This is a genomic window from Pseudomonas floridensis (genome assembly GCF_002087235.1).
GTDB classification, from domain to species: Bacteria; Pseudomonadota; Gammaproteobacteria; order Pseudomonadales; family Pseudomonadaceae; genus Aquipseudomonas; species Aquipseudomonas floridensis.
In genome coordinates this window covers 15,649-38,637 of record NZ_MUIO01000013.1, presented here as the reverse complement: position 1 = coordinate 38,637, position 22,989 = coordinate 15,649, and the positions used below count along the sequence as shown (strand labels likewise).

The 22,989-nt window shown below is 60.1% G+C and carries 24 protein-coding genes and 1 pseudogene; 19 read left to right on the top strand and 6 right to left on the bottom strand.

The genetic code is table 11. The features are described from left to right. Positions 1-10: 10 nt before the first annotated feature. Entirely contained in the window at positions 11-1,099 is a 1,089-nt protein-coding gene (locus BZK31_RS04610; RefSeq protein ID WP_244182630.1) for an AbrB family transcriptional regulator, read from the bottom strand. Positions 1,100-1,219: 120 nt separating this feature from the next. Between BZK31_RS04610 and BZK31_RS04605 the strand changes: the two genes are divergently transcribed. Beyond that, complete coding sequence (locus BZK31_RS04605; RefSeq protein ID WP_083181590.1) at positions 1,220-2,125, top strand: LysR family transcriptional regulator; 906 nt, start codon at positions 1,220-1,222, stop codon at positions 2,123-2,125. A 109-nt stretch (positions 2,126-2,234) separates the two neighbouring features. Further along, positions 2,235-2,459 (top strand): hypothetical protein, encoded by a 225-nt coding sequence (locus tag BZK31_RS04600; protein WP_083181589.1) that lies wholly within the window; start codon positions 2,235-2,237, stop codon positions 2,457-2,459. A gap of 54 nt (positions 2,460-2,513) precedes the next feature. On the opposite strand, the gene BZK31_RS04595 is transcribed toward BZK31_RS04600, so the two are convergent. Beyond that, a complete protein-coding gene (locus BZK31_RS04595) occupies positions 2,514-3,011 on the bottom strand; it encodes a nucleoside 2-deoxyribosyltransferase (RefSeq protein ID WP_083181621.1) in 498 nt (165 codons plus the stop codon). Between the two features lie 168 nt (positions 3,012-3,179). On the opposite strand from BZK31_RS04595, the gene BZK31_RS04590 reads away from it, so the two are divergent. Continuing rightward, positions 3,180-4,904, top strand: a complete 1,725-nt coding sequence (locus BZK31_RS04590) for a VRR-NUC domain-containing protein (RefSeq protein WP_083181620.1) — start codon at positions 3,180-3,182, stop codon at positions 4,902-4,904. Here BZK31_RS04590 and BZK31_RS04585 read toward each other — a convergent pair. After that, a complete protein-coding gene (locus BZK31_RS04585; protein ID WP_083181587.1) occupies positions 4,880-5,173 on the bottom strand; it encodes a hypothetical protein in 294 nt (97 codons plus the stop codon). The two genes, BZK31_RS04590 and BZK31_RS04585, sit on opposite strands and share 25 nt — an antisense overlap. A 129-nt stretch (positions 5,174-5,302) precedes the next feature. After that, complete coding sequence (locus BZK31_RS04580; RefSeq protein WP_083181585.1) at positions 5,303-5,581, bottom strand: hypothetical protein; 279 nt, start codon at positions 5,579-5,581, stop codon at positions 5,303-5,305. Between the two features lie 517 nt (positions 5,582-6,098). Between BZK31_RS04580 and pstS the strand changes: the two genes are divergently transcribed. The 4 genes from pstS (at position 6,099) to pstB (ending at position 9,856) form a co-directional block, all read left to right on the top strand. Further along, complete coding sequence (gene pstS, locus BZK31_RS04575) at positions 6,099-7,118, top strand: phosphate ABC transporter substrate-binding protein PstS (protein ID WP_083181584.1); 1,020 nt, start codon at positions 6,099-6,101, stop codon at positions 7,116-7,118. Between the two features lie 82 nt (positions 7,119-7,200). Continuing rightward, a complete protein-coding gene (gene pstC / locus BZK31_RS04570) occupies positions 7,201-8,196 on the top strand; it encodes a phosphate ABC transporter permease subunit PstC (RefSeq protein WP_083181582.1) in 996 nt (331 codons plus the stop codon). Further along, positions 8,193-9,077: a phosphate ABC transporter permease PstA gene (gene pstA, locus BZK31_RS04565; RefSeq protein ID WP_083181581.1), complete on the top strand. Its 885-nt coding sequence runs from the start codon at positions 8,193-8,195 to the stop codon at positions 9,075-9,077. The genes pstC and pstA overlap by 4 nt, the downstream gene beginning before the upstream one ends. Further along, positions 9,077-9,856: a phosphate ABC transporter ATP-binding protein PstB gene (pstB, locus tag BZK31_RS04560; RefSeq protein WP_083181579.1), complete on the top strand. Its 780-nt coding sequence runs from the start codon at positions 9,077-9,079 to the stop codon at positions 9,854-9,856. Before pstA ends, pstB begins: the two co-directional genes overlap by 1 nt. On the opposite strand, the gene BZK31_RS04555 is transcribed toward pstB, so the two are convergent. Beyond that, a complete protein-coding gene (locus BZK31_RS04555; protein WP_083181578.1) occupies positions 9,857-10,786 on the bottom strand; it encodes a LysR family transcriptional regulator in 930 nt (309 codons plus the stop codon). A 240-nt stretch (positions 10,787-11,026) separates the two neighbouring features. Here BZK31_RS04555 and BZK31_RS04550 point away from each other — a divergent pair, with 240 nt between their 5' ends. Further along, a complete protein-coding gene (locus BZK31_RS04550) occupies positions 11,027-12,025 on the top strand; it encodes an alpha/beta fold hydrolase (RefSeq protein ID WP_083181576.1) in 999 nt (332 codons plus the stop codon). A gap of 280 nt (positions 12,026-12,305) precedes the next feature. Here the strand turns inward: BZK31_RS04550 and BZK31_RS04545 are convergent, their stop codons facing one another. After that, the gene (locus BZK31_RS04545) at positions 12,306-13,133 is read right to left on the bottom strand and encodes an HDOD domain-containing protein (RefSeq protein WP_083181575.1); all 828 of its coding nucleotides are present in this window, start codon (positions 13,131-13,133) and stop codon (positions 12,306-12,308) included. A gap of 268 nt (positions 13,134-13,401) precedes the next feature. On the opposite strand from BZK31_RS04545, the pseudogene BZK31_RS30510 reads away from it, so the two are divergent. The 11 genes and pseudogenes from BZK31_RS30510 to phnK form a co-directional block, all read left to right on the top strand. Next, positions 13,402-14,439, top strand: a pseudogene (locus BZK31_RS30510) (HAMP domain-containing protein); the annotation flags it as partial. 90 nt (positions 14,440-14,529) lie between these two features. After that, positions 14,530-15,294 carry a methyl-accepting chemotaxis protein gene (locus BZK31_RS30505; RefSeq protein WP_415639602.1) on the top strand — a complete coding sequence of 255 codons (765 nt, stop codon included), beginning with the start codon at positions 14,530-14,532 and terminating at the stop codon, positions 15,292-15,294. Positions 15,295-15,636: 342 nt separating this feature from the next. After that, positions 15,637-16,470: a phosphonate ABC transporter ATP-binding protein gene (gene phnC, locus BZK31_RS04535; protein ID WP_083181573.1), complete on the top strand. Its 834-nt coding sequence runs from the start codon at positions 15,637-15,639 to the stop codon at positions 16,468-16,470. Positions 16,471-16,536: 66 nt separating this feature from the next. After that, positions 16,537-17,544, top strand: a complete 1,008-nt coding sequence (gene phnD, locus BZK31_RS04530; RefSeq protein WP_083181572.1) for a phosphonate ABC transporter substrate-binding protein — start codon at positions 16,537-16,539, stop codon at positions 17,542-17,544. Between the two features lie 67 nt (positions 17,545-17,611). After that, the gene (gene phnE, locus BZK31_RS04525; protein WP_083181570.1) at positions 17,612-18,400 is read left to right on the top strand and encodes a phosphonate ABC transporter, permease protein PhnE; all 789 of its coding nucleotides are present in this window, start codon (positions 17,612-17,614) and stop codon (positions 18,398-18,400) included. Between the two features lie 37 nt (positions 18,401-18,437). Continuing rightward, positions 18,438-19,142, top strand: coding sequence for a phosphonate metabolism transcriptional regulator PhnF (gene phnF / locus BZK31_RS04520; protein WP_083181569.1), 705 nt, complete (start codon positions 18,438-18,440; stop codon positions 19,140-19,142). A gap of 14 nt (positions 19,143-19,156) precedes the next feature. Beyond that, entirely contained in the window at positions 19,157-19,630 is a 474-nt protein-coding gene (gene phnG / locus BZK31_RS04515; protein ID WP_087881636.1) for a phosphonate C-P lyase system protein PhnG, read from the top strand. Continuing rightward, a complete protein-coding gene (gene phnH, locus BZK31_RS04510) occupies positions 19,630-20,226 on the top strand; it encodes a phosphonate C-P lyase system protein PhnH (protein WP_083181566.1) in 597 nt (198 codons plus the stop codon). The genes phnG and phnH overlap by 1 nt, the downstream gene beginning before the upstream one ends. Then, entirely contained in the window at positions 20,226-21,299 is a 1,074-nt protein-coding gene (locus BZK31_RS04505; RefSeq protein WP_083181564.1) for a carbon-phosphorus lyase complex subunit, read from the top strand. The genes phnH and BZK31_RS04505 overlap by 1 nt, the downstream gene beginning before the upstream one ends. Next, complete coding sequence (locus BZK31_RS04500) at positions 21,296-22,168, top strand: alpha-D-ribose 1-methylphosphonate 5-phosphate C-P-lyase PhnJ (RefSeq protein ID WP_083181563.1); 873 nt, start codon at positions 21,296-21,298, stop codon at positions 22,166-22,168. Before BZK31_RS04505 ends, BZK31_RS04500 begins: the two co-directional genes overlap by 4 nt. Before the next feature lie 8 nt (positions 22,169-22,176). Beyond that, positions 22,177-22,986: a phosphonate C-P lyase system protein PhnK gene (phnK, locus tag BZK31_RS04495; protein WP_167377843.1), complete on the top strand. Its 810-nt coding sequence runs from the start codon at positions 22,177-22,179 to the stop codon at positions 22,984-22,986. The last annotated feature ends 3 nt before the right edge of the window (positions 22,987-22,989 follow it).

Sequence of the window (22,989 nt, the reverse complement as noted above, 5' to 3'; positions counted from 1 at the left end):
CGCCCGCACCTTAGTGTGATGGCACGCTTTTGTCGGTCAGGCGGATGATCTGCCTGGCCAGAAAGCTGCCGGTCAGGATCACGCCGAACAATCGCAGGGTCTGCATGGCCAGCACGAAGCCTACGTCGGCATGGGTGTCGATGGCGATGATTGCCATGGTGTCCAGGCCGCCGGGGCTGGTGGCCAGATAGACCGAGAGGTAATCCTTGTCCATCAGCGTCGCGATCAGCCAGGCCGACGCGGCGCAGAGCACGATCAGCACCAGCGAGGCGAGAATCATCGCTGGCAGGCGCCGCCAGACGTACAGCACGGTAGGGCGGTCAAAACGCAGCCCGACATAGCAGCCGATCGCACCGTAGCCCAACGGCAACAGCCACGCTGGAATGGTAATCTGCAACACGCCGCTCAGTTGCAGCGCGCCGCCCAGGATCAACGGCATCAGCAAGGCACCCGCCGGCAGTCGCGAGCCCAGCATCACGCCGACCACGATCACGGCCACACTCAAACCGAAGTCCAGCAGGGTTGCACTGTGCAATGCGGCCGGCTGACTGTGCACGTCGGCACCATTGCCCGACGCGCCCATGAAGTGACTGACCAGCGCCCCGATCACCACCACGCAGACCACTCGCACGTACTGCATGGTCGCCACGACTCGCGAATCGGCGCCATAATCCTCTGACATGGCGACCATCGCCGAGGCCGCCCCCGGCGAGGTGCCCCAGGCTGCCGTGCTGCCGGGAATGCCGGTAAAACGCACCAGCAGCAGACCAACCACAGCACTCAGCACCACTGTAAGCAAGGTCGCCAGTAGCATGACGTGCCAGGATTGCAGCGCCGTCATCAGCACGCTGACCGACATGGCATGGGCGATCAAGACCCCGACGGTGCCTTGACCAAGTAGAAAGATCCGCTTGTTCATGCGGATGGTGGCACCTGACACGCCAAAGCCGATGGCGACCAGCATCGGGCCGAGAAACATCGCCGCCGGCATGTGCATCATTTTGAGCAGTTGACCGGCGCTGCCGGCGAGGAAAACAAGACCCAGCCATTGGGCCAGGGGAGGAATGTAGGGCGGTGACAGACTGGAAGCGCGTTGCAAGAGGTTCTCCCTGACGTTGCGAGTCGGTCGTGGAACTGACCGAGTGTTATTAGTATCGACATCCCAACCCATCAAGTCTATTTTCTAATAATCATGAATTGATAACTTTGGTTGATAGATATGGATTTGCGCGATCTGACGTATTTTGAAACCATCGCCGAACTGGGCCATCTGGGCAGGGCCGCTGAAAAGCTCAATCGCAGTCAGCCCGCACTGACCAAAAGCATTCAGCGTCTGGAAGAGTCATTCGGCACGAAACTGTTTCAGCGAGACGGGCGGCGCATCAAGTTGACGCCGGTGGGCGAGCTGCTTCAGGCACGCGGCAAGGAATTGCAGCAGAGCATCGCCCAGACCCAGCGCGAGGTGCGGGATTTTGCCAGCGGCATGGTCGGCAATATCCGTGTCGGTTGTGCGGCGACCATGGCCGAGTACCTGATGCCGAAACTGACTTCTGCACTGCTGCAACGCACGCCGGATGTAACCTTCAAGCTGGTGATCGGCCAGGACGACCTGCTGCGCGAATCGCTGCGCTCGGGCCAGTTGGACATGATCATCTGCGCCCTGGCCCCGGACAGCGAAGACGTCACCAGCTTCGCGGTGCTTCAGGACGAAGCGGTGGTGATCGCCAGCAAGCGCCACCCGATCTTCAAGAACGCGGCCCTGCAAATGAGTGATTTGTGCACGTATCGCTGGGTGTTGCCGCCGGTCAGCGTGTCGTCGCGCAAATGGCTGGACGCCACTTTTGCCGCCCATGGCCTGCCGTTGCCGACGGTCCAGATCGAAGCCAATTCGATTTCCCTGCTGCCCGGCCTGATTGCCCAGAGCAATCTGCTGAGTTTCGTCGCCCGCGAATCACTGGAGTTCGGCAAGACCATGCAACACCTGCGCGAAGTGCCGCTGGAGCAGACCACGCTCAAGCGCACCATCGGAGTCACATTGCGCCGGGGCGGTTATCTGTCGCCCGCCGCGCAGGGCATGCTGCAGATGCTGCGCGACAATGGCGGCGATTTTCTCGGCTGGACCTGATGAATCCGGCCTGAAGGGGCTGGCTTTCGGCTTCTACTGAGTTAGCCTTTGTGAATGCGGACACGCGGACGGTGTCCGATGAATCGATTACTGACAGGAGCCTTGAGTCATGCAAACCCCCGCACACACCGGCGTGATCGCGACCCCTATGCTTTTGAACGATATCTGGCAGTTTGGGGGTGACCAGTCGCCACTGAACGATGCCGACGCCGACGAAGACACGGACCCGGAGGCTTATCTGGATCTGGATATTCTCGGCCTGGACGACTTCGTTGACGCGGACAAGCTCGACCCCACCGTCACGGGCGATATCGGTTCCTCGACGCTGGGCTGACGTTACCGTCAGTACCTGTGTGTCTGCCTGTCAGTCAGCCTGGAGGCTTCGGCCTTATCGCTTGCTCAGGTACAAGGCCAGTGCTTCGGCACCCAATTCCACCGTGGAGCTGGTGCCGGCCCAACTGCAGGCCAGCATCAGGTTGCGGGGCAGGGCGAAGTCCTCTACCAGATAGCCGTCGCAATCGGCACCGTTTTCATCATGAGGCACCAGTTCGCGCAACGACGCGACCGGCTCGAAATACCCCCACACTGGTTTGTCGAGCGCCACCGCCATGCCCACTTCGAACGCCGTGCCGGAATCCGGCTCCAGGCCGCGAAACACATTCAGGTTAGCCAGCACCGCCGTGCATCGGCGGATCATCGCTACGTTCATGGTGTAGATCTGCCGGGCGGTTTCATGCAGCGGCAGGCCCGGCGTCACCTGGTTATCGAACGGGTACAGACCTTCCAGACCGTGCGCGGTGCACAGTGCCTTGAGATAACGGCCGTGCTCGACAGCGTCGGTGCGAAATACGTCAAAGCCTGCGAGGTATACCAGGGGCGTCTGCATCGTCGTTGTCTCCCGGCTGACCGTGGGCGTCGCTTTCCCGGAACGACCCACTGTCCAGAAAATGCGCCATTGATCGGCCAGCTCGCTGAAATGGGCGGTTGGGTGTGGCATCTGTACGGATAGCCAGTATCCTTGGCGGGTCTGCTCATTGCTGTGTGACCGTTGGCCTTGAATACTTCTGCTCTGGATAATCCGTTCTACTACCTGGAAAACTTTCGCCAGGCGCTGGACTGGATTGCGCAACGCTATCACGATCTGCTCGACGACTCGGAGCTGCGTTTCATCGAAACGTTCGCGTGGCTGCCTGTCGCCTCCCAAGGATTGCTGGTGCGCATGGTAATGCGCAAGGGCACGCTGTTTCGAGCGAGCAAGTTGAGTTATGAGGAGATCGGCGATCCGCAACAGGCGGTGCAGGCCCTGCTTGAACTCGGCTGGGTCGATGCCAGGCCGGCGCTGAGTCTGAGCGAGTTGTTCCAGTTGTTGCGCAAAGATGAACTGAGCCAGTGTTTCAAGGCGCACGGCGTGAAGAACACCGAGCGCAAGGAAGTGTGGTTCGAACGCCTGCTGCCACTTCACGGCGTCGTGCAGCCGCTCGATGACTGGTGCCCCGCGATGCCCGATGCGGTATTCGGCCTGACCGTGATGCTGCTGTGTGACCGCTTGCGACTACTGTATTTCGGCAATCTGTATCAGGAATGGTCGGAATTCGTCCTGGCCGATCTGGGTATCTATCGTTACGAGAAAGTCGAGTTTTCAGCCGATTCTCGCGCCATCACCGCGCGAGCCGATATTGACGTCTGTCTGCAACTGCACGTGTGCCGTGAGGCGCTGGAAACCAGCCTCGCGGTGCACGAGCTGGCCGGGCAGGCCATTGCCATCCAATGCTGCAATCCGTGGCTGCAGATGCGTCGCGCCAAGCTGCTATACCGCATCGGCCAGCAGGCCGAGCGCCTGCAGGACTGGCCGCTGGCCCTGTCGGTGTATCGACAGTCGAACTACCCCGGTGCACGCTCGCGGCAGATCCGGGTGCTGGAGCGTAACGCCGAGTATGCCGAGGCCATGGCACTGCTGCAGCAGGCCAGCCTTGCCCCTGAGAGCGATGCCGAGGCACAGCATCTGACCCGCGTCCTGCCGCGTCTGCAACGCAAACTCGGGCTGGCCACCGAGCGCAAGCGGGCAGCACGCGTCGTTTCAAGGCTGGATGTGCAAATCTTGCCGTTGCCGGGGCGCAGCGTCGAGCAATTGATCCGCGAACATCTGGAAGAGCAGGGCGGCGAGGTGCATTACGTCGAGAATGCGCTGATCAATTCGCTGTTCGGCCTGCTGTGCTGGCCTGCGATATTTGCCCCTTTGCCGGGCGCGTTCTTTCATCCGTTCCACAGCGCGCCCAGCGATCTGTACAGCCCTGATTTCCATCAACGGCGTGCTGTGCTGTTCGCGGCATGTCTGGCCGAGCTGGACAGCGATGCGTACCGCACGACCATCCGCGAGCGGTTCGCCAGCAAATATGGCCTGCAATCACCGTTCGTGTTTTGGGGGGCGTTGAGTTCCGAATTACTGGACCGAGCGCTGGATTGCGTGCCCGCCGAGCACTTACGGCACTGGTTCAGGCGTCTGTTACAGGACATAAAGGCCAACCGCACCGGTATGCCGGACCTGATCCAGTTTTTTCCGGAGCAGCGCAGTTATCGGATGGTGGAGGTCAAGGGGCCAGGCGATCGCTTGCAAGACAATCAGTTGCGTTGGCTGGATTTCTGCGCCGAGCACGGAATGCCGGTCCAGGTGTGTTATGTGAAGTGGGAGGTGGACAGTCAAGACGAGGCGGTCCAGGAAAGACCTGACTACGGGCCGCCGCGTTCAATTCAGGATCACGGTGCGTTGTCGTCGTCCTGATCGTCGTTGTCGTCCATGTCCTGCTGTTGAGAGTCAGGAGTCTGGCCGCGCATGCCGGCGCTTGGCTCCGGGTCCATGCCTTTCGTTCCAGGACTTGTACCTTTGGCACCGGGGGACGTGCCGTCGACGTTCTTTTCCATGCCAGTGCCTGGTACTTTCGGACTGTCGTTATTCGGATTGGTCGGACCGGTGGAGCCTGCAAGTGCGCTGACGCTGGCACCTGCGAGGATCATCGCCAGACCCAGCGCGCTGAGTTTTCTGCTCATCATGTCAAGAATCTCCTGAGGCGGGATTGCTGAACGGGTGTTGCCATATTCATTGAGCTGTGATCGGGACAACAGGTGCTGGGGTTCCGACCAGCGGGCAGGGTAGGTGCCCTGCCTGCTGTGTCGGTGGCATCAGTTGGTTTTCGGCTTTTCAGTGACATCGCCGTTGGTGTGCGTGCCGCCATGAGCATTCTTGTCATGGGTGGCCGATTTGCCCTTTGGCTGCTGTGCCTGGTTCTGGGCCTTGACGCCCTGAGTGTCTACCGTGCTGGACGAATTGCGATCCGCTGGCAGCGTGTTGGTGCCAGGCAGCTTGGTCGCATTGTTATTGACGGTCTCGGCAAAGGCGGCGCCAGATGCGACCGCCATCAGGCCAGCGAGGGTGAGGGCAGTCAGTTTGTTAGTGATCATGAGGCGTACTCCGTTTTTTAAGATACCCACATTGGTCATTGGCCACTGGCCATAGGTGCCAAGGCACCCGACGAACGGTAGCACATCCCGGATTCGTATCTAATACCACCCCTCAAATATGGCGCTTTTAAAAGACACCTGCACGCCCGGGAAAAGCCAGGTGATCAGCGCGAGAGGAGGAGGTTTTTCAGGCGATCTGGTTATAAGGCGCTGAGCTGCCTTTGCAGTGATCTTCTAAAAGCGCACATTTTTTTACACTTTTATAACGGGAGTGGCCCAGAGCTATTAGTAAGTTGGTGGCACTTCGCTACAGTGTTTGAATCGCTGCTTTAGCCCTGTAAATGCTGGGGAATACCGTATTTTAAAAAATTTATGATGTAGGAAATCAGCTATAAAAATGAGCTTCAGCCGACCTGGATCGACTGTTTGTCATTAAACAGAAACATTTGAGGGTTTAAATCCGCCTCGGGCCTCCTTAAGTGGACCACCACACAATCTCCTGGACTGAGGTATTACCGTGATTCTGCTGACTAAAAAACGCTTGTCGCTTCTGATCGCTTCGCTGTGCCTGAGCGGTGTAGCCCACGCGACTGATGTAACGGGCGCTGGTTCGAGTTTCGTCTTCCCGGTCATTTCGAAGTGGTCCCAGGACTACAGCAAGAATTCACCGAACCGCATCAACTATCAGTCGATCGGTTCGGGCGGTGGTATCGCTCAGATCAAGGCTGCAACCGTTGACTTCGGTGCTTCCGATGCCCCTATGTCCGCTGAAGATCTGCAGTCCGCAGGCCTGGGTCAATTCCCGAGCGTCATCGGCGGTATCGTGCCGATCGTCAACGTTGAGGGCATCGAAAGTGGCAAGCTGAAGCTTGATGGCGAAACCCTGGCCAAGATCTTCATGGGCACGGTCAAGAAGTGGAACGACCCTGCCATTGTCGCGTTGAACCCTGGCGTAACGCTGCCTGAAACTGCGATCACCGTGGTTCACCGTTCGGACGGTTCGGGCACTACCTACAACTTCACCAACTACCTCAGCAAAGCCAGTTCCGAGTGGAACGAGAAGCTGAAATTCGGTTCGACCGTGCAGTGGCCAGCCGGTGTGGGTGGCAAGGGTAACGAAGGTGTTTCGGCTTACGTCAAGCAGATCAAAGGTTCGATCGGCTACGTTGAATACTCCTACGCTGTCACCAACAAATTGTCCTATACGCAGTTGAAGAACGCGGCTGGCAAGTTCATTGCGCCGACAGCCAAGTCGTTCGCTGCCGCCGCCGACACCGCCGACTGGGCAAGCGCCAAGGACTTCGGTCTGATCATGACCAACGCTCCTGGTGAAGAAGCGTGGCCGATCACTGCGACAACCTGGATCATCATGTACAAGAAGGCCAAGAACGCAGAGAAGAGCGAAGCAGCGTTCGATTTCTTCAAGTGGTCCCTGGAGAACGGCCAGAAGCAGGCCGCAGATCTGGATTACGTTGCCTTGCCGAAGTCGCTGGTCGATCGTGTAGAAAACTACTGGAAAGCTGAATTCACCAAGTAAGTGATTCAAGCCTGTATGACCCCTGTCATCGACCGCGATATCGGTTTGATGGCGGGGGCTTTTCCTTGCGAGTGGACTCAACATGACTGAAAACACCCAATACCTGTCCGCTGCCGTCAATGCTGTCGAGACCGAAGGCGAGAAACGCGCCAAGCGGGATCACCGCCATGACCTGTGGTTCAAGCGTTCATTGCAGGCCGCCGCAATGCTGGTGCTTGCTTTGCTGGGTTGTATCGCCCTGTCGACCCTCTGGGGTGGCAGTCTGGCCTTCCAGACGTTCGGGTTCGACTTTCTGACCAGCACCGAGTGGGACGTGAATGCCGGCAAGTTCGGCGCACTGGTTCCGATCTACGGCACGCTGGTGACCTCTTTTCTGGCTCTGCTGATCGCCGTTCCGGTGAGTTTCGGCATTGCGATTTTCCTGACCGAAGTAGCGCCACCATGGCTTCGGATGCCTATCGCCTCGGCCATCGAGCTGTTGGCAGGCATTCCGTCGATCATCTATGGCATGTGGGGGCTGTTCGTGTTCGGGCCGTTCATGGCTGAACACCTGTCGCCCTGGATCACCGAAAATCTCGGTGCCTTGCCATTGGTCGGTCCCATGTTTCAAGGCCCGCCACTGGGCATCGGCATGCTGACAGCCGGTATCGTGCTGGCGATCATGATTACCCCTTTCATTACCTCGGTGATGCAGGAAGTTTTCCGCACCGTGCCCGTTGCCCTCAAAGAGTCGGCGTACGCCTTGGGTGGCACGACCTGGGAAGTGGTCTGGGACATCGTGCTGCCTTACACCCGCTCGGCGGTGGTCGGGGGCATCTTCCTGGGGCTGGGCCGCGCACTGGGTGAAACCATGGCGGTGACCTTCGTACTGGGCAATGCGCACCAGTTCTCGGCGTCGTTGATGATGCCAAGCAGCTCTATCGCCTCGGTGATCGCCAACGAGTTCAACGAGGCCTACACCGATCTGCACCGCTCAGCGCTGATTGCACTGGGCTTCCTGTTGTTTGTGGTGACCTTCATCGTGCTGGCCCTGGCACGTCTGATGCTGTCCCGTCTGTCGCGCAAGGAGGGGTTATGAGTAAGGACCTGACAGGCAGCGAGCGCATTTATCGGGTTCGCAGCATCAAGAACAAGATCGCGATGGTGCTCAGTTGTGGCGCCACGGCCTTTGGTCTGTTGTGGCTGGTCTGGATTCTGCTGACCACGATCATCAAGGGTATCGATGCCCTCAACCTGCAACTGTTCACCGGCATGACGCCACCGCCAGGTACTGAAGGCGGTCTGGCCAACGCGTTCTACGGCAGCGTGCTGATGTCCGGCATTGGCCTGCTGATCGGCACCCCGATCGGTCTGATGGCCGGTATCTGGCTGGCCGAATTTGCGCGCTACACCAAGCTGGGCAACGCGGTGCGCTTCATCAACGACATTCTGTTGTCGGCACCGTCCATCGTGCTCGGTCTGTTCGTCTACACGGTCGTTGTATTGCCGCTCAACGCGGTCACCGGCCATCAGGTCGGCTTCTCTGCACTTGCCGGTGCGCTGGCGCTGGCGCTGCTGGTGATTCCGGTCGTGGTGCGTACCACCGACGAAATGATGCAACTGCAACCTTCGACCATGCGTGAAGCCGCGCTGGCGCTGGGTGTGCCTCAATGGAAGCTGACCCTGCAGATCGTTCTGCGCGCCGCCAAGGCAGGCGTGGTCACCGGTGTGCTGCTGGCGCTGGCCCGCATCACCGGCGAAACCGCGCCGTTGCTGTTCACTGCATTTGGCAACCAGTTCTGGAGCAGCGATCTGCTTAAGCCAATCGCCAGTGTTCCGGTGGTGGTGTTCCAGTACGCAATGAGCCCGTTCGAAGACTGGCACTCCCTGGCCTGGGCCGGTGCGCTGGTCATGACGCTGTTCGTACTGATACTGAGTCTGCTTTCTCGCTTAATTCTTCTGCGCAATAGGGCGTCCTGATGAACAACCTTTCCCTGGCCAACGAAAAGACCAAGATCCAAGTGCGCGGTCTGGAGTTTTTCTACAACAACCAGAAGTCGCTGAAGTCCATCGACATGGTCATTCCCGAGAAGCGCATCACGGCCATCATTGGCCCGTCGGGGTGCGGCAAGTCGACCCTGCTGCGCGTGTTCAACCGCATCTATGCGATGTACCCGAAGCAGGAAGCGCGCGGCGAAGTGCTGCTCAATGGCGAAAACATCCTCGCGCCTGGCTATTCGATGAACCGTCTGCGCAGCCACGTGGGCATGGTGTTTCAGAAGCCGGTGCCGTTCCCGATGTCGATCTACGACAACATCGCCTATGCCATCAAGCACCACGAAAAACTGTCGCGTCGGGAAATGGAAGACCGCGTCGAGCAGGCCCTGCGTGGCGCAGCGCTGTGGGATGAAGTGAAGGACAAGCTCAAGCAGAGCGCCACCGGCCTGTCCGGCGGTCAGCAGCAGCGTCTGTGCATTGCACGGACCATCGCGCTGCGTCCTCAGGTGCTGTTGCTGGACGAACCGACTTCCGCGCTGGACCCGATCTCCACCGGCCGTATCGAGCAACTGATCACCGAACTCAAGGAGCAGTTCACCGTGATCATCGTGACCCACAACATGCAGCAGGCTGCGCGTTGCTCGGACTACACCGCGTTCATGTTCATGGGTGAGCTGATCGAACACGGCGACACCGACACCATCTTCACCAAGCCCTCCAAGACCCAGACCGAAGACTACATCACCGGTCGGTTCGGCTGATCAGCCAGCCAGGGCGGGCGCTTCCCGGCGCTCGCCCATGAACTCCTCGATCCTGTTGCGCAACCAGCGTTCGGCGGGATCGTTGTCCATCACGCTCAACCACGTCATCGACAGATCAAGCCCAGGCGTGGGGAAGGGCAGCGGTTCGTCATACAGCAGCCCCAGCGCGCTCATCGCACTGGCCGCATAATCCGACAACCCTGAAATCAGGTCTGTACCCGCCATCAGCGCGGGCAGGGTGGTGAATTGCGGCACCGACAGCACCACCTGCCGCTTGCGACCCAGTGCGGTCAGCCACTCATCGGCGAAGCTGCTCACGCTGGCGACATGCGACACCACCACATGCGGCCGCGAGCAATATTCGTCCATCGACATCGGCCCCGAAGGCTTGTCAGCGCGCACCAGACGCGGCTGCACATTGCGCAACAGCTTGCGTTTGGCATTGGCGGGCAACTCGCGGGTCAGGCACACACCGACGGTGATGTCGCCGGACATCAACACCTCGGAGATATTCAGGTAATCCACGTGTTTGACCACGATCACCACGCCCGGCGCTTCCTCGCGGATGGCCCTGAGCATGGCAGGCAGCAGACCGAACTCCACATCGTCCGACAGACCGATGCGAAAGGTCATCTTGCTGACCGAAGGATCGAAGTCCGTGGTCAGGCTCAACGCTGTGGACATGGCGTCCAGCGCGGGAGTCAGGTGCTTGAGGATTTCATGGGCGCGAGCGGTCGGTTCCATGCGATGGCCAACGCGAATGAACAGCGGATCGTTGAGCAGGCTGCGAAGGCGGTTGAGCGCCGCGCTGATGGTCGGCTGGCCAAGAAACAGTTTCTCCGCAGCGCGGGTCACGTTGCGTTCCTGCATCAGGGTTTCGAAGACCACCATCAGGTTGATATCGGCCTTGCGCAGTTCATTGCGGTTCATTTGGATTCCTTGGCATCAGACCTGTCACCCCGGTGGTGCCCACAAAGAGATGGCTCAGTCTAGGGAAGCGTCATGGCAAGCGTCCAGCGTTTTGCCCTGGTACGCAGAAACGTCTTCTTACGTTTCCATGGGTAGGAAAAGGGCGAATCTGTCGCGGGATATGAGGTCTACTTGCGGGTCCGGAACTCGCGTCCAGTGGGGTCCGGTTACCCCGACCCACACTTACAGGAGGTGCCCCTTATGCGGGCTGCAAAGATTGCCGGCTTGTTGATGTCGATGACCTTGCCTTGCGCGGCGCTGGCTGAAACGCCCAGCTACGGTCAGCGACTGGAAGGTTTCGCCTATCCGCACACGTTGCACACATTCGCATTTCAGTCCCAAGGCCAGGCGCTGGAAATGGGGTACATGGATGTAGCACCCACCGGCAAGGCCAACGGGCGCACTGCGGTGCTGATGCATGGCAAGAACTTTTGCGCCGCCACCTGGGAAGACACCATCAAGGGCCTCAGTGCCTCGGGTTATCGCGTAGTTGCACCCGATCAGATCGGTTTCTGTACGTCCACCAAGCCCGCCTACTACCAGTACAGCTTTCAGCAGCTGTCGATGAACACCCACGCGCTGCTGGAAAAGCTCGGCATCGACAAGGTCTCGGTAGTCGGTCATTCCACCGGAGGCATGCTGGCCACCCGTTACGCACTGATGTACCCCAAACAGACTGAACAGCTGGTCATGGTCAACCCGATCGGTCTGGAAGACTGGAAAGCGCTGGGCGTGCCATACCGCACTGTGGATCAATGGTATGAGCGGGAACTGAAAACCAGCGCCGAAGGCATTCGCGCCTATGAACAGAAAACCTACTACGACGGGCGCTGGAAGCCGGAATACGACAAATGGGTCGACATGCTGGCGGGTCTGAACAAGGGCCCAGGTCAAAAAGCGGTCGCGTGGAACTCGGCGCTGATCTACGACATGATTTTCACCCAGCCGGTGTTTTATGAGTTTCCGAAGTTGCAGGTGCCCACCGTGCTAATGATCGGAGATGCCGACACCACGGCCATCGGCAGCGACATCGCGCCCCCAGAGGTCAAGGCGAAAATCGGCAAGTACGAGGTCTTGGGCAAGCAGGTCACCGGGATGATTCCGGGTGCCAGGCTGGTCGAGTTCAAAGGCATGGGCCACGCCCCGCAGATGGAAGATCCGGCTGGGTTCAACAAGGCGCTGGTCGAGGCGCTTCAGTAATCATCTGATGATGGGCGTGCCGACGCGGCGCGTCGGCATGCCTCTTGGAACTTTCCCTGTGCCGTTTCGAAAGCGCACGCTACGCGTCCAGAGGGGCATTGGTGAGCGGGAAGCGGCGTACGATCAAAGCTGGCGCGCGCCAGGCGCTGTACGAAACGTGGCTGCGTCCGGTGATGCTGCGTTAAAAACAGGCGCGCAATGCTCATTTACACCACGCAGACTCCGCTTCTTGCCTGTCTTTGCATTGCCCGACCTTCGCTCGCCGACTTTTTGTACAGAGCTAACTCAATAGCTGCGCGAACGCCTTGTCGGCCTCCAGCACCGCAGGCAGTCCGGCGAACAGAGTGTCCAGATCGATGCCCTCCATAATCGGGCCGTTAGAGGCTTTCTGTGCTTCAGGCGTCGCACCGCCGTGGGCTTCCAGGGCGTCGGAAATCACGATGGCTTGAGCGACGATGCGCGGCAGAGGCGCATCGTCCGGTGCCTGCATCGGTTTGGCCTGATAAGCGATCGCCTGCTGGATCAGATTCGGCAGATGCCAGCGACGGGCCAGTTCGGCGCCCACTTCCGGATAACCGAAACCCAGTTGTACGGTTTCATTGGCGGCGCGTCCTGCGGTGCCGGCCTTGGTCGCGCTGTTCAACCGTTCGGCCACATCGGGCGCGCCGGTCTGGATCAGCAGTTCACCGATGTTGTGCATCACTCCGCAGGTAAACGCGATTTCCGCATCGACGCCGCTCTGTTTGGCGAGCATCCGGCAGATCCCCGCCACTTGAAAGCTTTTCAGCCAGAACGCCTTGAGGTCAAAGCTCGGCCCGGCCTTGAAGGCCCCGGTCACCGCCGAGGCCATGACCAGTGTGCGCAAGGTATTGAAGCCCAGGCGCATGGCCGCGTCTTCAATACTGGACGAATCTCGGGAGCCGCGAAACCGCGCCGAGTTGGCCAGGCGCAGCACCTTGGCAGCTATCACCGGGTCTTTTTCGATATTGCGGGCAATGCTTTCCAGAATGGAGGAGGGGTTGTCGAACTGCAGCATCAAGTCCTGAGCCACCTTTGGAATGCTCGGCAGACTGTGCAAATCGTCAAACAGCTTTTCAATACTCATCATAACGGGACCATCCTCTGGACGACGGGATGACTTGACCATAGCCAATATTTTCCGCTCTGCACGTTTTGCTGGCGTTTATGGGAAGCGTTTCTCACGGGGCTGAAAAATAAAAATAAAAGACTCCTCATGTAAGGCCGATACAGCACCGAGGGCCTGCGTGACGGCGCCGTTCGGCGCCCGCGATGCCCTCCGAAAACGGCAGCGTTTTTGCGTGGTGACTGACGATCCCTGAATCGTCCCAATTGTTTATGCCGTGGAAGTACTCGCTATGATGAAAAGCCTGGGTTTCAGCAAGAAAATCCTGTTGGCCGCCGCCTTGATTGTGGTTGTCGCGTTCAGTGTGTTCATTGTCATCAATGATTACCGACAACGTCAGTCGCTGAAATCCAGCGTGCAGTCCGAGTTGCAACAGCTCGGCACCCTGACCACCCAGAATATCCAGACCTGGCTGGAAAGCCGTATTCAGTTGCTGCAATCGATGTCCCAGCAGATTGCCATCGACGGCAAGGCGCTGCCTCAACTGCAGCGTGCCGTAGGCCTTTCCGTTTACAGCGATAACTTCCAGCTGGGTTATTTCGGCACCACCGAAGGGGTGATGCTCTCCAACCCGTCTGCCACGCGGCCGGCTGATTACGACCCACGCGCCCGCGGCTGGTACAAGGCCGCGCAGAACGTGACAGGCACTATCGTCACCGAGCCCTACATCGCCGCTTCGTCCGGCAAGCTGGTCATGACGATTGCCACTCCGGTCAAGATCCAGAACCAGCTCGCCGGTGTCGCCGGTGCCGACATCTCGCTGGACAGCATCAGCAAGACCATCAACTCGCTGAGCTTCAACGGTCACGGTTACGCCTTTCTGGTCAGCGCCGAAGGCAAAATCCTGGTGCACCCGGACAGCAAGCTGGTGCTGAAGAACATCAGCGAGGCCTACCCGACCAATACGCCGAAAATCGCCACCGGCGTAACCGAAATCGACTCCGGCAGCAAGCCTGAGATCATCTCGTTCACGCCGGTGCAGGGTGTTTCCAGCGCCAACTGGTATGTGGCGCTGGTGCTTGAGCAGGACGCCGCCTATTCGATGCTCAGCGAATTCCGTACTTCGGCCATCACCGCGATGGTGGTGGTCGTGATGGTGATCATCCTCCTGCTGGGCCTGCTGATTCGCGTGCTGATGCAGCCGTTGCACCAGATGGGTCGTGCGATGCGCGACATCGCCGATGGCGAAGGCGACCTGACCAAGCGTCTGGCAATCACCTCCCAGGATGAATTCGGTGCCTTGGCCCAGTCCTTCAACCACTTCGTCGAGCGTATTCATGCCTCGATCCGCGAAGTCGCCTCGACCGCGGCCCAGCTGGGTACGGTGGCGACCCAAGTGGTGAAGGTCTCCAACGCGTCGATGAGCAACTCCGATCAGCAAGCGCATCGCACCGAAAGCGTTGCTGCGGCGATCAACGAGTTGGGTGCCGCCGCGCAGGAAATCGCCCAGAACGCGGCGCGTACCTCGCAGCAGTCCAGCGACGCCAGCGAACTGGCTGGTGACGGTCAGGCTGTGGTGCAGCAGACCATCAAGGCCATGAACGAGCTGTCCGGCAAGATCAGCGAGTCGTGCGTGAACATTGAAAGCCTGAACGGCAAGACCGCCAACATCGGACAGATTCTTGAGGTGATCACCAGCATTTCCCAGCAGACCAACCTGTTGGCGCTGAACGCCGCCATTGAAGCGGCTCGTGCCGGTGAAGCCGGTCGTGGATTTGCCGTAGTGGCCGATGAAGTACGCAATCTGGCGCACCGCACACAGGATTCGGCGCAGCAGGTGCAGAAGATGATCGAAGAACTACAGGTCGGCGCTCGAGATGCAGTGATCAACATGACTGAAAGCCAGCGCCAGAGCGAAGACAGCGTGGGCATCGCCAACCGTGCCGGCGAGCGTCTGGGCAGCGTGACCCGCCGCATCGACGAAATCAACGGCATGAACCAGTCGGTTGCAGCCGCCACCGAAGAGCAGACCTCGGTCGTGGAGTCGATCAACGTTGACATCACCCACATCAACACCTTGAACCAACTGGGTGTCGATAACCTGCGCCAGACGCTGCAAGCCTGCCATTCACTGGAAGAGCAGGCCGCCCGCCTGCAGCAACTGGTCGGTAGTTTCCGTATCTGATACCGCCGGATGGCTCCCGGCCCGGACACAGGCCATCTGCCTGAGGTCTGGAATCGTCCCTACGCTCTGCGTGGGGACGCCTCCCAGGACGCTCCGCGTCCAGCGTTCGAAACGCTGCAATAACTAAGTGATCACTTCCATTGGCGACACAAACCGTCCCGGACGGCATCCCGACGCCGGGCTCCGGCCTGATCGGATAGTCAGTAGCGGCTGCAATGTAACCTGCCAAAAACTGTTATGGGTTCGTCATCCTCGCTTCACCTCTTTGCAACACCACCGGTTCAGTCTGGCTGACAACCGAATACGACCTGCACCGGGTTGTATCGCAGACAGAGAAGCATCATGAGCCCAGCTATCCATGTCGAAGGTTTGAACAAAAGCTTTTCTCGCAAAAGCGCGCTGGTTGGCCTGGGGTTGTCTATACAACACGGTGAGATGGTGGCGCTGATCGGCGCGTCCGGCTCAGGCAAGTCCACTTTGTTGCGTCATCTGGCGGGTCTTGCGTGCTGTGATCGGGACAATGGCGGTCAGGTGCGCGTACTTGACCGCGAAGTGCAGGCGTCGGGGCGGCTCAATCGTCATGTTCGTCGTCTGCGTGCCGACATCGGCTACATCTTCCAGCAATTCAATCTGGTCAATCGCCTCAGTGTGCTCGACAACGTGCTGCTTGGCTGTCTGGGGCGCATGCCGCGCTGGCGTGGCAATCTGGCGCTGTTCAATGCCGAAGAAAAGCAGTGCGCAATGGCATCGCTGGACCGTGTCGGGCTGGCCGATCTGGACGCGCAACGCGCCTCGACCCTGTCCGGCGGTCAGCAGCAGCGGGTCGCCATTGCCCGCGCCTTGACCCAGCGCGCCGAGGTCATCCTCGCCGACGAACCCATTGCCTCGCTCGACCCTGAGTCCGCGCGCCGGGTCATGGAAATCCTCGCCGACATCAATCGTCGCGACGGCAAGACAGTAGTGGTCACCCTGCATCAGGTCGATTACGCAATGCGTTATTGCCCGCGCGCCGTGGCGCTGAAGGGCGGCCGTATTCATTTCGATGGTCAGGCGCAGGGCCTGAGCAGTGCGTTCCTCGACGACCTCTATGGTGCCGAACAGAACAGCCATCCGGCGAGCACCGGCAAGAAGCTGCGCCTGGAAAAGCCATCGCGTCTGGCGTTGGCCAAAGTCTGAATGCTTTTACCGTCAGTTGCCTGACATCAACCGCTGTTGCACGAACCTCACATCAGGAGTGCTTTCATGTTCAACCGTATCGGTCGCGTTCTCGCGTCTGCCGCCTTGCTGGCCACTTTTGCGCTGGGCACTGCCCAGGCGCAAGAGAAGGTCATCAACTTCGGCATCATGTCCACCGAGTCATCGCAGAACCTCAAAAGCATCTGGCAGCCGTTTCTGGATGACATGAGCAAGAAAACCGGTCTCAAGGTCAACGCGACTTTCGCTTCGGATTACGCGGGCCTGATTCAGGGCATGCGCTTCAACAAGGTCGATGTCGCCTGGCTGGGCAACAAGGCGGCGATGGAAGCCGTGGACCGATCCAACGGTGAAATCTTCGCCCAGACTTCCGCCGCCAATGGTGCTGCGGGTTACTGGAGCCTGTTGATCGTGCGCAAGGACAGTCCGATCAATTCCGTCGAAGACATGCTCAAGAACGCCAAGACTCTGACTTTCGGCAACGGCGATCCCAATTCCACCTCGGGTTATCTGGTACCGGGTTACTACGTGTTCGCCAAGAACCACGTCGATGCATCCACTGCGTTCAAGCGCACACTGAATTCCAGCCACGAAGTCAACGCGCTCAGTGTCGCCAAGGGCCAATTGGATGTGGCGACCTTCAACACCGAGAGCTGGGACCGCCTGGCCGTCACGCAACCCGACAAGGTCGAGCAACTCAAGGTGATCTGGAAGTCGCCGCTGATTCCGGCCGATCCAATGGTCTGGAGCAAAGCGCTGTCGGATGAAAACAAGGCCAAAATCCGCGAATTCTTTGCCGGTTATGGCAACACCGACGAAGAAAAAACCGTGCTGGCGAACATGCAACTGGGCAAATTCCTGACGTCCAGTAACGACCAGTTGCTGCCGATCCGCCAACTCGAGCTGTTCAAGCAGCGCACCGAAGTGGCGGCCAGCCCCACGCTCAGCCCTCAGAAAAAAGAAACCCGCCTCAAGGAGATCGATGCAGGCCTGAGCAAATTACAGGAACGTATCACCGAGCTGAACCAGAAGACGGCCACCAGCACGGCGGGCTGAGCCCTTCACACAACCTGTTCGGGCGCGTCTCTGGCCGCGCTCCATCAGCCGCCATCAGGACATCGCTATGACCACTCATGTTGCATACACCGAGGCCGTCGGCCGGCGCTCCTGGTCCCGATACCTGGGCTGGGGACTGTTTCTGGCCGCGCTGGCCTGGGCCTGGCAAGGCGCGGAGATGAACCCCCTGTCGCTGATTCGCGACTCGGGAAACATGGCGACTTTCGCTTCCGACTTCTTTCCGCCTGATTTCCGCGAGTGGCGCAGCTACCTCAAGGAAATGCTGGTCACGATCCAGATTGCGTTGTGGGGCACGGTGCTGGCCATCGTCTGTTCGGTGCCGCTGGGCATCCTGTGCGCCGAAAACATCACCCCGTGGTGGATTCACCAGCCGCTGCGGCGCTGTATGGACGCGTTTCGCTCCATCAACGAAATGGTCTTTGCCATGCTGTTCGTGGTGGCCGTGGGGCTGGGGCCGTTCGCCGGGGTGCTGGCGTTGTGGATCAGCACTACCGGTGTGCTGGCCAAACTGTTCGCCGAAGCCGTGGAAGCCATCGAGCCGGGACCGGTCGAAGGCGTGCGCGCCACGGGTGCCAGTGCGCTGCAAGAAGTGATCTACGGGGTCATTCCTCAGGTCATGCCGCTATGGATCTCCTACGCTTTATACCGTTTCGAATCCAACGTGCGTTCGGCAACGGTGGTGGGCATGGTTGGGGCAGGGGGCATCGGCGTGATTCTCTGGGAGAACATTCGTGCCTTTGCTTTCGTCCAGACCAGCGCCGTGTTGCTGGTGATCATCGTCGTCGTCAGCGTCATCGATGTGGTATCGCAGCGCTTGCGCAAGCAATTCATCTGACCGGAGAGGGGTGTCCCGATGGACGCTTTTTTTGACCATGCACTTGTCTAGACAAACCGAACCGCTCTACCGCGAACTGGCTGAAACCCTGCGCATGGAGCTGGGCCGTTACAAGCCCGGCGACTACCTGCCTGCCGAGTTCCAGCTGGCCGAACGTTTCAGCGTCAATCGTCACACTGTCCGACGTGCCGTCGATGAACTGGTACGCGAAGGCAGTGTGCTAAGGCGCCAGGGCAAAGGCACGCAAGTGCTCGACCGTCCGCTGATCTATCCGATGCGTGCCGACAGCGCCTACAGCCAGTCGTTATCGGCCCAGGGCATTGGCGTCGAGGCCATTGTGCTGCTGCGTCGTGAATGCCAGGCCAATGCCGAAGACGCCCTGCATCTGGGGCTCGACGAACAGGCGCCGGTGATCGAACTGCAGACCCTGCGCAAGCTGGACAGTCAGCCGGTGAGCCTGATTGTGCATCGGTTCAGCGCCCGTTACAGCGAGTGGCTGGTTGATTACCAGGGCGGATCGCTGCGTCAGCACCTGGCCGCCCGCGATCTGCCATTGACGCGCCAACAGAGTCTGATCGGCGCCCGGCTACCCACGCGCTACGAAGCCGCGCAGTTACTGATGCCGCGCCACATGCCGACGCTGACGGTGCTGACTGTCTCCTGTGATCGCTCCGGCCAGCCTGTGGAACTGTCCCGTTCCACCAGCCGCAGCGACCGTTTCCACTATCAAGTGACCACCTGATGCCGAGGTCCGACATGCAATCACCTCAACTCGATTCTGCAACACGCGCGCGACAGCGCTGGATGGGCGTGCTCGCCAGGGCTCATGCCGATGAGCCGGGCCGCGATCTCCTGAGTCGTCACGAAGCAGCCTTGCGTGACACCGACTACCAACTCATCCGCGCTCCGGAAATTGGCATGACGCTGGTGCGCGGGCGCATGGGCGGCACCGGTGCGGCGTTCAATCTGGGCGAAATGAGCGTGACCCGTTGCGTGGTGCGGCTGGCTGATGGACGCACCGGTTACAGCTACCTGGCCGGACGCGACAAGCGACATGCCGAACTGGCTGCGCTGGCCGACGCACATCTGCAAGGCCCGCAGCAAGCCGACTGGCTGGCTGACCTGATCGAGCCATTGGCACAGGCGCAGGCGTTGCGCAAAGCCGAGAAGGAGGCCGCGACCGCGGCCACCAAAGTCGAATTCTTTACGCTGGTCCGAGGAGAAGATTGATGAACGCCATTCTGTTGCAACCAGCCTTCACCGATCCGGTGCTCGATGCCCAGCGCAGTTTCCGTGCGGCCCTCAAGGCCTTGGCGGGCCCCGGCGTCGCCCAGACCCTGAATGCTGCGCATCAGCCACCCGCGCTGTCGGGACTGGACAGCGCCACGCATGCGCTGTGCCTGGCGCTGCTCGACCTGGACACGCCGGTCTGGCTGGCGCCTGCGTTCGACACAGCGGCAATCCGTGCCAATCTGGCGTTCCATTGCGGCTGCCCGATCGTCAATGAGCGGCAGAACGCCCGCTTTGCGCTGCTCGATGCTTCGGTGGCGCAGGACCTGGCCGGGTTTGATCTGGGCAATGATCGTTATCCGGACCAGTCCTGCACGCTGTTGATCCAGTTGCCTGACCTTGACGGAGGTGCGCCGCTGATCTGGAGCGGTCCGGGCATCGAACACCAGCACCGCGTGGCCCTGCCGCTGGCAAATGGTTTCTGGGCTGAACGAGCCTCACGCAACGATTTTCCGCGCGGGCTGGACGTGTTCTTCCTCTCGGGCAGCCAGATATTGGGCTTGCCGCGCAGCACCCGCGTGCAGGAGTGTGCCTGATGTACGTCGCTGTCAAAGGTGGCGAGCAGGCCATCGATAATGCCCACCGCCTGCTGGCTTGCAAACGTCGTGGTGATACGGCCATTGCCGAACTCGATGTCGAGCAGATTCGTCAGCAACTGCCGCTGGCGGTCGCTCGGGTCATGACCGAGGGTTCGCTGTACGACGAACAGTTGGCCGCGTTGGCCATCAAGCAATCGGCGGGAGATCTGGTCGAAGCGATCTTCCTGCTGCGCGCCTACCGCACAACCCTTACGCGTTTCTGCGCCAGTCTGCCGATCGACACCTCGAACATGCAGCTCAACCGTCGTTTGTCCGCGACCTTCAAGGATGTGCCGGGTGGGCAATTGCTGGGGCCGACTTTCGACTACACCCACCGTTTGCTGGATTTCACCCTGCTGGCCGAGGGCGAGCATCCGGGGCCGAGCGTGGCGCCCGATGCTGCATTGCAGCCGTGCCCTCGGGTGCTCGGTCTGCTGGCCAAGGAAGGCTTGATGAAGCCTGAGGTCGATAACGATGAACCCATCGCCGACATTACCCGCGAACCGCTGGAATACCCGTCCAGCCGCGCCGAGCGCTTGCAGGCGCTGGCCCGTGGTGACGAAGGTTTTCTGCTCGCGCTGGGCTACTCGACCCAGCGCGGCTACGGCCGTAACCATCCGTTTGCCGGGGAAATCCGTATCGGCGACGTCGAGGTGTGGATCGAGCCGGAAGAGCTGGGCTTTGCGATTCTCATCGGCGACATCGAAATCACCGAGTGCGAAATGATCAACCAGTTCGTCGGCTCGGCCACTGTGCCTGCGCAGTTCACCCGTGGCTACGGCCTGGCGTTCGGCAATGCCGAGCGCAAGGCGATGGGCATGGCGCTGGTCGATCGCTCGCTGCGCGCAGAGGAGTACAACGAGGAAATACGCTCCCCGGCGCAACAGGAGGAGTTCGTGCTGGCCCACTGCGACAACGTCGAGGCGGCGGGCTTCGTTTCGCACTTGAAACTGCCGCACTACGTGGACTTTCAGTCCGAGCTGGAGCTGATCCGCAAGCTGCGCAAATCCACCGGGGAGAACGAGCAATGAGCACCATCGACCAGCCCGGTGTCAGGGACACCGCGTACAACTTTGCCTATCTGGATGAACAGACCAAACGCATGATCCGTCGCGGCTTGCTCAAGGCGGTGGCCATCCCCGGTTATCAGGTGCCGTTCGGCGGTCGCGAGATGCCGCTGCCCTATGGCTGGGGCACGGGTGGCATGCAACTGACCGCAGCGATTCTGGGTGATGACGATGTGCTGAAAGTCATCGATCAGGGCGCTGACGACACCACCAATGCGGTCTCGATCCGGCGTTTCTTTGCCCGCACCGCCGGTATTGCAACCACTGAACGCACGCCTGAGGCGACCGTAATCCAGACCCGTCACCGCATTCCGGAAACCGCACTGCATGCCGACCAGATTCTGGTCTATCAAGTGCCGATCCCCGAGCCGTTGCGCTTCATCGAGCCGTCCGAGACTGAAACCCGGACCATGCACGCGCTGGACGACTACGGGGTGATGCACGTCAAACTCTACGAAGACATCGCCTCCTTCGGCCACATCGCCACCAGTTACGCCTACCCGGTGATGGTCGATGAGCGCTATGTCATGGACCCGTCGCCGATTCCCAAATTCGACAACCCTAAGCTGGACATGAGCCCGGCACTGATGCTGTTTGGCGCGGGCCGCGAGAAACGCCTGTACGCCGTGCCGCCTTACACCCGCGTGGTGAGTCTGGATTTCGAAGATCACCCGTTTGAAATCCAGCGCTGGGAACAATGTTGTGCAATGTGTGGCAGTCATGATTCCTTTCTCGACGAACTGATTATCGACGATGCCGGGACCCAGCGCTTTGTCTGTTCCGACACTGATTATTGCGCCCAGCGGGCCAGCCAACAGGAGAACGCCCGATGATCAGTGCCATGTCGGTCAATCCGGTCAACACCCCACGACCCGAACGGGACGAAGCGCTGCTCAAGGTGCGCGGCCTGACCCGGCTGTACGGGCCGGAGAAAGGCTGTCAAAACGTCAGCTTCGACCTGTATCCCGGCGAAGTACTGGGTATCGTCGGCGAGTCCGGTTCGGGCAAGTCCACCTTACTGTCGGTGCTCAGCGGACGTTCCGCGCCGCAGAGTGGCAGCATCGACTACCGCAACGGCACCGGCGGCTGGCTCGACCTGTACAGCGCCAGCGAGGCGCAGCGCCGCACTTTGTTGCGCACCGAATGGGGCTTTGTCGAACAGAACCCGCGTGACGGTTTGCGTATGGGTGTTTCAGCCGGGGCGAACATCGGCGAGCGGCTGATGGCCCAGGGCGTGCGCAACTACCAGCAGTTGCGTGGCGCGGCGCTGGACTGGCTGAGCCAGGTCGAAATAGACCCGGCGCGCATCGACGATTTGCCACGTACCTTCTCGGGCGGCATGCAGCAGCGTTTGCAGATCGCGCGCAATCTGGTGTCCGGTCCGCGTCTGGTGTTCATGGACGAACCCACCGGCGGACTCGACGTTTCAGTGCAGGCGCGCCTGCTGGACTTGCTGCGCGGATTGGTGCGCGAGCTGGACCTGGCGGTGGTGATCGTCACCCACGACCTGGCCGTGGCCCGACTGCTGGCCGACCGGCTGATGGTGATGCGTCGCTCGCATGTGGTCGAAGCCGGGCTCACCGATCAGATCCTCGATGACCCGCAGCACCCGTATTCACAGCTGCTGGTGTCCTCGGTACTCCAGCCATGATCC